The organism is Bradyrhizobium sp. AT1, assembly GCF_001590795.1.
Taxonomy (GTDB): domain Bacteria; phylum Pseudomonadota; class Alphaproteobacteria; order Rhizobiales; family Xanthobacteraceae; genus Bradyrhizobium.
The window spans coordinates 7,148,700-7,157,295 of record NZ_JXDL01000001.1 but is presented as its reverse complement, the minus strand read 5'-3'; the positions used below and the strand labels follow the sequence as shown (position 1 = coordinate 7,157,295).

Below are 8,596 nucleotides of genomic sequence, written 5' to 3'. Positions count from 1 at the left end.
ACGGCCCGCCATGTCGCCCGCAGTATTCCCGGCCCTGTACACGGAACCGGAAACTTACAGACGAGACGAACCTAGCAGCGCCGTCGTCCGCACGAAGCCTCGGGCTCACAGGGACTACCCGCCCTGCCCGCGCCCATCGTGCCGACGCTGCCGCGTCCACCGCAACCCCGGCTCGCGATCAAGACGACGACGAGATCGCCCCTCTTGGTGAGCCGGGATGGACGACACACATACGCCGAAACCGAATTTCGGTAAAGTGGAATATTTTCGGCCGGAGGGATTGACAGAGGCCGACACAGGCACGGTGCCGTAGCCCGGATGGAGCGCAGCGCAATCCGGGAGGATGCCAAATGCCGGGCGAGCGGCCCCGGATTGCGCCGCGCTCCATCCGGGCTACAAAGGTACCGATGCAACAAAAAAGGGCGGCGCAAAAGCACCGCCCTTTCGCGCAACCCTTTCCAGGGCCGCGTTGAAAACAGCCGCTCAGTATCCCGGATCGTAATAGAAGGGACTGCCGCCGCCGTAATAGCCGCCACCGCCGTAATAGCCCGGACCGCCGTAGTAAGGACGCGAGCCGTAATAATAGCGGTTCTCGTAGTAGTCGCGGCGCCGCTGCTCCGCGATCACCCCGCCGATGATACCCGCCGCGGCGCCCATGAAGGCAAGACCTGCCGCATTCGGGCCGCGTCGATAGTAGCGGCGCCGGGCCGCGCTGAAATCGGTGACGTCGGAGGAGCCCTGCCCGGCCGTGACAGGCTTTGCGGATACCGGCTCCGCCGCGGCCGAGGGCGACACCGAGGTTGCGAGCAGCGCCACGCTTGCGAACGCCGCCAGGACCGTGTTGCGGCCGGCTGCGGATTTCATCGGTCCATCACTCATCTTGATCTTCCTCTGTTCTCGGCCAAAAAAATAAGTAAGCAAACAGTTTGTAACGCGCCAACCATTGAGATGGTTTCACGTTCGCGGCAATCTGCCACGCTTTGAACGATTATAAACCAAACGACCAGATCGCAGCTTGAACCATCGAACCTGAGCGGATAATGAACAGCCGCACCGTTTTTCGGTCGCCGTAAGCGTTTTACGTGAACCAACGCATCAACCGACGCCGTCGGGATCGATGCCATTTGCAGGGTTCAACGTGATCGACGCGTCCTTTTCCCAAGAGAAACCAGATGATTGCGGTTCGCAAACTGCCGGCGCGCTATGCGCCGATCGTGATGCCATTCGTGCTGTCCATCCTCATGACGGCCGTTGTGTCGGTCATTTCGACGCTCCGGAGCTTAGGAGCAACGCCGGCGTTCCTGGCGACGTGGCCAGGGGCCTGGGCGCTGTCCTGGCTGGTGGCCTTCCCGACACTGCTCGTGGTGCTGCCGATGGTCCGGCGCATCGTGGCCTGCCTCGTCGCGTCCCCACCCCAACCCGGCCGATAGGCAGCGCCTACGACAATGCCCCCAACACCCCGCGCGTCGCCTTGTCGATCTCCTCGACATAGCGGCGGCGGGCGAAGTTTTCGGTGAGGAAACCGACCACCTTGCGGCTGTCGGTGGAATCCACCACCGCCAGCATCTCGGCTTCGGCCTCGTCGAACACCGCCATCGCCGACTTCACGTTCATTTCCGGGATCAGCACGATGTCGATCAGACGGGCGAGCTCGATCACCTGGATGTCGTCGGCGATGGTGTCGAGGTCGCTGGAGAACAGATCGGGCAGCAGGACGAGGCCGACATATTCGTCGGCATTGTTGACGATAACCACGCCCGGACGCGAGCCCAGCGCGAATTCGCGGCGGACGGCGGCGATCGTCGTGGTCGAGGGCACCTTGCCGACATCGGAGCGCATCAAGCGCTCCACGGTGAGATTACGCAGCCAGCCGACGTCATTGGCGCTGCGGATGGTCTCGCCGCGCAGATGCAGGCGCCAGGTCGAGAAGGAATGGCCGAACATGAAGCGGACGCAGATCGAGGTGACGATGCAGCCGGCCAGCACCACGGCGGTGACGTCGACGTTGCGGGTCATCTCGAGCACCAGGAACGACATGGTGAGCGGGCCGCCGACGATGGCGACGCCGAGCGTCGCCATGCCCGTCAACATCGCGACCAGCGGATCGATCACGAAATTCGGGCTGATCAGGAGCAGCACCGCGGCAAAGAACTTGCCGATCAGGCTGCCGACGAACAGCGAGGCGAAGAACAGGCCGCCGCGGAAGCCCGAGGCGAGCGAGATCAGGCAGGCCGTCACCTTCAAGGCGATGATCAGCGCGATCAGGCCGATCGTCATGTCGTGAAACAGATCGAGCACCATGGCGCCGTGGCCGGCCGCCAGCACCTGCGGCGTGACGATGGCGAAACCGCCGACGATGAGGCCGCCGATCACCGGTCGCAGCCAGACCGGCATCCATTTGAACAGCCGCTCGAACATCGGCGAGGAGCGCATCACGGCGATGCCGACGCCGCTGGTGACGAGGGCGAGCCCGATCAGGGCCAGGTATTGCTCGACGCCGACGGCGCTGACCTTCGGTATCTCCAGCGAGTACGGCGCGCCGCCGAGCCATTGCGCGGTCAACGCGCCCGCCAGCGAGGCCGCCAGGATCGGCGCCGCGCTGCCGACCGAATAGACGCCGACGATCAGCTCGCAGGCATAGAAGGCGCCGGTAATCGGCGCGCCGAACGCCGCCGCGATCGCCGCGGCGGCGCCGCAACCGACCATCAGGCGCAGATCGTTGCGGCGCAGATTGAAGAATTTGCCGAACAGCGAGGCGATCCCCGAGCCGATCTGGGTATAGCCCGCTTCGAGGCCGACCGAGGCGCCGCAGCCGTTGGAGATCAGCGTCTGGCTCGACACCACCACGCTGTCGCGCATCGACAGATTGCCGCCGCGCAGCGCGTTCGCCTCGATCGGGTCGACCGCGCTCGAGATCTTCATGCGCCGCCGCGACCATTCCATGATGCCGAGCGCAAGCCCGCCGAGCGCGGGCGCGAGCAGCGCCGCCCAGGGACTGACCCGGGCGTTGGCAGAGAGCCGGACGTCGACCGGAATGCCGTAGATGACCATATGGGCGATCTGCGCGATCTCGGCCATCAGCGTCACGATGGCGCCGGCCAGCGTGCCGATCACCAGCGCGAGGGGGATGAGATAGAACTCGTTGCTGCGCAACAACGCGCGCAGCCGAACCATGACGCGGTTAGAGCCCTTGCGATCGGTGAGATGTCTGATCCGCGCGAACACCGCCCGCCCTAACCTTCCGACAGGCCGTAGCCGGCCATGCGCTGACGGACCCGCTCGATCTCGTCGCTACCGAGCAGCGGCGGTTTCCCGATCTGGAGGCAGCCGTGATATTGCCGCGCCAGCGTCTCGACCTCGACGGCCAGCCACATCGCCTTGTCCAAGGTCTTGCCAATCGCGATCATGCCGTGATGGTCGAGCAGGCAGGCGAGCCGCCCCTCCAGCGCACGCACCGCATGGTCGGACAGCTCCGCGGTTCCGAACGTCGCATAGGGCGCGCAGCGGATACTGTCGCCGCCGGCCGCCGCGATCATGTAGTGCACCGGCGGAATCTCCATGCCCATGATCGCCAGGATGGTGCAATAGGTCGGATGAGCATGCACCACCGCGTCGACGTCGGGCCGCGACTTCAGGATGTCGCGATGGAAGCGCCATTCGCTCGACGGCTTCTGATCTGGCGCATGCGTGCCGTCCATGGCCATGAAGACGATCTGGTCCGGCGTCATGGCCTCATAGGGCACGCTGGTCGGCGTGACCAAGAGCCCGTCCACATGCCGGACAGAGATATTGCCCGAGGTGCCCTGGTTGATGCCGAGCGCGTTCATGCGGCGGCAAGCGTCGATGATGGCCTGTCGCTTGGCGAGCTCGTCCGCAGTCATCGACATCCCGATTTCCTGACGATGGTCTTGTTGAACCGGAAGTACGTCAAAGCAACATGGCAGTGCAAGCGAAAGCGGCCGGGACCCGGTGCCACCTTGTCGCCCCTCTGCCAAACCACGAAATGGGCGCCAAAATCAACGGATTCGCTGATATCGCAGCCTTATGACAGGCTGGTCCGGACGGCCGCAATCCCGTTGATCACGAACTGCACGGAATAGGCGGCGAGCAGCATGCCGAGGACGCGCGAGAGCACGGCATTTCCGGTGCGCCCGAGCGTGCGCGCGATCAGCTGAGCCGAGACGAAGCACAGCATGCAGAGCAGGCAGACCGAAACGACGACCGCGATGATGATCGCGAGCCTCGGCCCATAACCGGCATCGCCGGAAAGCAGCAGCGTGGTCGCGATCGCGCCGGGGCCGGCCATCATGGGAATAGCCAGGGGAAACACCGCGACGTCGGACGCGTGTTCGGACGTCGCCTTGTCGGCCTCGCGGGCCTCACGATGCGGACGATCGCCGAAGATCATCTGGTAGGACACGCCGAACAGCAGCAGCCCGCCGGCGATCTGGAAGGCGGGGATGCCGATCCCGAGCTGCCGCAGCAGCCAGTTTCCGGCCAGCGCGATCACCACCAGGATCGAGGCCGCGATCAGCGGCGCCCGCAATGCGATCGTGCGCTTGACCTTGTCGGACATGCCGCCGGTGGCGGCCAGAAAGGCCGGCGCAAGGCCGACCGGATCGACCACCAGCAACAGCGTCACGAAGGCTGACAAGGCGAAGTCGAGCATGGTCGGCGTGGTCCTTAGCGCGGTCCTTGGACGCAGGAACGATGGCGGCCGGGCTGACTTAGCCCAGCAAAGCCGCTTTGGAAATCACCGGAGACGACAATGGGCGACAGTGGAATTGGAATGCTCCTCGGCCAGCTCTCGGCCAACCTGCTCTGGCTCTGGTTCATCGGAGCCTTCGTGCTCGGCGGGGTCCTCGCCTATGGCGTGCTGAAGGCCGGCCGCCTGCGTGGCAGCGAGCGGGCGCAGCTCGATCGCAACACCGAGGCCCGACAGCGCCAGGAAGATCCCTACAAGCGCCCGACCTGAGCGAGCTGCCGCACGCGCCGGCTGCTGTTTGGAACTTTCGTTCATGAAGCGGTTTTGATCGCCTGAGGATTGAGGAAGGCGAGGCCTTCCCGTGTCACCTCATGAGGAGGATGTATGGCTAAAGCAAAGAAACGCACCACCAAGAAGGCCGCGACGCGCCGGCCGCGTCAGGCACCCAAGATGCTCAGCGACCTGTTTCTGGAAACGCTGAAGGACATCTATTTCGCCGAGAACAAGATCATCAAGACCCTGCCCAAGATGGCGAAGGCCGCGCAATCGAAGGAGCTGGCCGCCGCCTTCAACAAGCACCTGCGCGAGACCCAGGGCCAGGTGAAGCGGCTGGAGCAGATCTTCAAGATGCTGGGCAAGCCGGCGCGCGGCAAGCCCTGCGAGGCCATCAACGGCATCACCGACGAAGGTGCCGAGATCATGAAGGACTTCAAGGGCGCCCCGGCGCTCGATGCGGGACTGCTCGCGGCCGCCCAGGCGGTCGAGCATTACGAGATCTCCCGCTACGGCACCTTGCGCACCTGGGCCGAGGAGCTCGGCATGCAGGACGCCGCAAGGCTGCTGCAGGCGACGCTGGACGAGGAAGAGGCGACCGATCACACGCTGACCGAGCTCGCGACGTCCGTGATCAACCTCGAGGCCGAAGAAGAGTACCGCGCGGCGGCCTGACGCCCTGCGCGACCCCACGATGGAACGCCGCGGCCCGGGCCGCGGCGTTTGTTTTTCAATCGCACGGCGGCGCATGGCACGCCAGCGCCGGCGCACTGGATTTCCGGGGAACCAGCCCCATATGCAGGCTTCCCCACCCCCGAGCCCCGCATCATGCAACCGAAAAATCCCCTCGACTGGATGCTGTCCGAAGCCCTGGACTCGCTGACCCGCGCCGACCGGCTGCGCCAGCAGTTCGGCCGCCAGGAAGCCTGCTGGGAGCCGCCGATCGACGTGCTCGAGACCGAGCACGAGCTTCTGATCCTGGTGGCGCTTCCCGGCGTCAATCCGGACAATGTCGAGACTGTCATCCATGACGGCGTGCTCGTCGTTTCCGGCCAGCGCACCCTGCCCCCGGAGCTCCGCAACGCCCGCATCCACCGGCTCGAGCTGCCGCAGGGGCGTTTTGAGCGCCGCATTGCATTGCCCCTCGGCCGCTACGCCATCAGCCGCTTCGTGATGGACGGCTGCGTCGCGCTGCGCCTTGCCAAATCCTGAGGTCGATCATGGCCACCGAACAGATGAACAACGAACAGACCAATAACGACGTGAAGATCCCTGACGACGCGCTGATCATCATCCCCGTGCGCGAGATGGTGCTATTCCCCGGCGCCATCGCGCCGATCACGATCGGCCGTGCCAAGTCCATCGCCGCCGCGCAGCAGGCGCTGCGCGAGCAGCGGCCGGTCGGCATCGTCCTGCAGCGCAGCCCCGAGACCGAGGAGCCCGGAGCGGACGACCTCTACCGGGTCGCGACCATCGCCAACATCGTGCGCTACATCACCGCGCCCGATGGCACCCATCACATCGTCTGCCAGGGCGTGCAGCGCGCGCGCATCCTCGACTTCCTGCCGGGGACGCCGTTCCCTGTCGCTCGTTTCCAGCAGATCCCCGAGCCGACCACGACCTCGCCGGAGATCGAGGCGCGCGCCTTGAACCTGCAGCGCCAGGCGATCGAGGCGATCGAGCTGTTGCCGCAGGCGCCGCCCGAGCTGGCCGCGATGTTCCAGGGCACCAGTGCGCCCGGCGCGCTGGCGGATCTGGCGACCTCGTTCATGGACATCAAGCCGCAGGATAAGCAGGAGGTGCTGGAGACCATCGACCTCGCTTTGCGCGTCGAGAAGGTGTCCAAGCATCTGGCCGAGCGGCTGGAGGTGCTGCGCATCTCCAACGAGATCGGCCAGAAGACCAAGGCCTCCTTCGACGAGCGGCAGCGCGAGGCGATCCTGCGCGAGCAGATGGCGACCATTCAGCGCCAGCTCGGCGAAGGCGACGGCAAGGCGGCCGAGGTCGCCGAGTTGACGGCTGCCATTGCCAAGGCCAACATGCCGCCCGAGGCCGACGCGCACGCCAAGAAGGAGCTGCGTCGCTACGAGCGCATGCCGGAGGCTGCCGGCGAAGCCGGCATGGTCCGCACCTATCTCGATTGGCTGATCGAGCTGCCCTGGGCGTTGCCCGCGGAAAAGCCGATCGACATCAAGGCGGCGCGCGCCATCCTGGATGCCGACCATTTCGGCCTGGAGAAGATCAAGACCCGGATCATCGAATATCTGGCGGTGCGCAAGCTGGCCCCGCAGGGCAAGGCCCCGATCCTGTGCTTCGTCGGTCCGCCCGGCGTCGGCAAGACCTCGCTCGGACAATCCATCGCGCGCGCGATGGATCGCCCCTTCGTGCGCGTCAGCCTCGGCGGCGTGCATGACGAGGCCGAAATCCGCGGCCACCGGCGCACCTATATCGGCGCGCTGCCCGGCAACATCATCCAGGGCATCAAGAAGGCGGGTGCCCGCAACTGCGTCATGATGCTGGACGAGATCGACAAGATGGGCCGCGGCGTGCAGGGCGATCCCTCGGCCGCCATGCTGGAGGTGCTCGACCCCGAGCAGAACGGGACGTTCCGGGACAATTACCTGGGCGTGCCCTTCGACCTGTCGCGAGTCGTCTTCATCGCGACCGCCAACATGCTGGACCAGATCCCGGGTCCGCTGCTCGACCGCATGGAGCTGATCAGCCTTGCCGGTTACACCGAGGACGAGAAGCTGGAGATCGCGAAGCGCTATCTGGTGCGGCGGCAGCTCGAGGCCAACGGCCTCTCGGCCGAACAGGCCGAGATCGAGCCGGAGGCGCTGAAGCTGGTCGTCAAGGGCTACACCCGCGAGGCCGGCGTGCGTAACCTCGAGCGCGAGATCGGCAAGCTGTTCCGCCATGCCGCGGTGCAGGTCGCCGAGGGCACGGCCGCGAAGGTCGTGATCACGGCGAAGGACATCGGCACGGTGCTCGGCCAGCCGCGCTTCGAAGGCGAGATCGCGCAGCGCACCAGCATTCCGGGCGTGGCCACCGGCCTTGCCTGGACGCCGGTCGGCGGCGACATCCTGTTCATCGAGGCGTCAAAGGTGCCCGGCAAAGGCGGGATGATCCTGACCGGCCAGCTCGGCGACGTCATGCGCGAGAGCGTGCAGGCGGCGATGACGCTGGTGAAGAGCAAGGCCTCGCAGCTCGGCATCGATCCGCAGGCGTTCGAGAAGAGCGACATCCACGTTCACGTGCCGGCGGGGGCAACCCCGAAGGACGGACCGAGCGCGGGCGTTGCGATGTTCACGGCGCTGACCTCGCTGCTCACCAATCGCACGGTGAGGAGCGACACCGCGATGACCGGCGAGATCTCGCTGCGCGGCCTGGTGCTGCCGGTCGGCGGCATCAAGGAGAAGGTGGTGGCTGCCGCCGCTGCCGGCCTGAAGCGGGTGATGCTGCCGGCGCGCAACAAGCGGGACTATGACGACATCCCGAAGAGCGCGCGGGACAACCTCGAATTCATCTGGCTGGAGCGCGTCGACGAAGCCATCGCCGCAGCGCTCGAGCCGGCGGCAGCCAAAGCCGACGTCAAGGTCGAGGCGGCGGAGTGAAAGC

General features: G+C 65.8%; 9 protein-coding genes. 5 read left to right on the top strand and 4 right to left on the bottom strand.

Translation table 11 applies throughout. The features are described from left to right. Window positions 1–483 precede the first annotated feature (483 nt). Complete coding sequence (locus tag SE92_RS32965) at window positions 484–879, bottom strand: hypothetical protein (RefSeq protein WP_063202800.1); 396 nt, start codon at window positions 877–879, stop codon at window positions 484–486. A 293-nt stretch (window positions 880–1,172) separates the two neighbouring features. Here SE92_RS32965 and SE92_RS35405 point away from each other — a divergent pair, with 293 nt between their 5' ends. Continuing rightward, window positions 1,173–1,430, top strand: a complete 258-nt coding sequence (locus tag SE92_RS35405; RefSeq protein WP_084251933.1) for a DUF2798 domain-containing protein — start codon at window positions 1,173–1,175, stop codon at window positions 1,428–1,430. A gap of 7 nt (window positions 1,431–1,437) precedes the next feature. Here the strand turns inward: SE92_RS35405 and SE92_RS32955 are convergent, their stop codons facing one another. The 3 genes from SE92_RS32955 to SE92_RS32945 form a co-directional block, all read right to left on the bottom strand. After that, complete coding sequence (locus SE92_RS32955) at window positions 1,438–3,225, bottom strand: chloride channel protein (protein WP_063202796.1); 1,788 nt, start codon at window positions 3,223–3,225, stop codon at window positions 1,438–1,440. A gap of 8 nt (window positions 3,226–3,233) precedes the next feature. Beyond that, complete coding sequence (locus SE92_RS32950) at window positions 3,234–3,887, bottom strand: L-fuculose-phosphate aldolase (RefSeq protein WP_198172856.1); 654 nt, start codon at window positions 3,885–3,887, stop codon at window positions 3,234–3,236. Window positions 3,888–4,042: 155 nt separating this feature from the next. Then, window positions 4,043–4,669, bottom strand: a complete 627-nt coding sequence (locus SE92_RS32945; protein ID WP_063202794.1) for a MarC family protein — start codon at window positions 4,667–4,669, stop codon at window positions 4,043–4,045. Between the two features lie 99 nt (window positions 4,670–4,768). On the opposite strand from SE92_RS32945, the gene SE92_RS32940 reads away from it, so the two are divergent. From SE92_RS32940 to lon, 4 genes are all read left to right on the top strand, one after another. Beyond that, window positions 4,769–4,975: a hypothetical protein gene (locus SE92_RS32940; RefSeq protein WP_063202791.1), complete on the top strand. Its 207-nt coding sequence runs from the start codon at window positions 4,769–4,771 to the stop codon at window positions 4,973–4,975. A gap of 114 nt (window positions 4,976–5,089) precedes the next feature. Then, window positions 5,090–5,653, top strand: coding sequence for a YciE/YciF ferroxidase family protein (locus tag SE92_RS32935; RefSeq protein WP_063202789.1), 564 nt, complete (start codon window positions 5,090–5,092; stop codon window positions 5,651–5,653). A gap of 153 nt (window positions 5,654–5,806) precedes the next feature. Next, entirely contained in the window at window positions 5,807–6,190 is a 384-nt protein-coding gene (locus SE92_RS32930; protein ID WP_063202787.1) for an Hsp20/alpha crystallin family protein, read from the top strand. An 8-nt stretch (window positions 6,191–6,198) separates the two neighbouring features. Then, window positions 6,199–8,592 carry an endopeptidase La gene (gene lon / locus SE92_RS32925; protein ID WP_063202785.1) on the top strand — a complete coding sequence of 798 codons (2,394 nt, stop codon included), beginning with the start codon at window positions 6,199–6,201 and terminating at the stop codon, window positions 8,590–8,592. Window positions 8,593–8,596 lie beyond the last annotated feature (4 nt).